General features: G+C 64.7%; 1 protein-coding gene. It reads left to right on the top strand.

From position 1 onward, the window contains the following. A partial coding sequence (locus U5A67_RS40535) for an ABC transporter permease subunit (protein ID WP_321818845.1) occupies window positions 1–490 on the top strand: 490 nt, incomplete at both ends.

Below are 490 nucleotides of genomic sequence, written 5' to 3'. Positions count from 1 at the left end.
CGGCGTGATGGGCACGGCGCTCACCGGCTATTCCATGCCGATCTTCTGGTGGGGCCTCATCCTCATCATGGTGTTCTCGTCGAAACTGGGCTGGACGCCGGTTTCCGGGCGCATCGCGGTGGAATTCGACATTCCGCACGTGACGGGCTTCATGCTGATCGATTCGCTGCTGCCCGGTACCGATGAAGGCTCGTTCAAGTCGGCGCTCTCGCATCTGATCCTGCCCGCGATCGTGCTCGGCACGATTCCGCTTGCGGTGATCGCGCGCATGACGCGCTCGTCGATGCTCGAAGTGCTGCGCGAGGACTACATCCGCACGGCGCGCGCCAAGGGTCTCTCGCCGGTGCGCGTGATCGTCGTGCATGCGCTGCGCAATGCGCTGATTCCGGTGGTGACCGTGATCGGCCTGCAGGTCGGCACCTTGCTGGCTGGCGCGGTGCTCACCGAGACGCTGTTCTCGTGGCCCGGCATCGGCAAATGGCTGATCGAC

Source organism: Paraburkholderia sp. J69-1, from assembly GCF_905220255.1.
Lineage (GTDB): Bacteria > Pseudomonadota > Gammaproteobacteria > Burkholderiales > Burkholderiaceae > Paraburkholderia.
The sequence above is the reverse complement of the archived record's forward strand: the minus strand, read 5'-3'. Positions and strand labels throughout refer to the sequence as shown.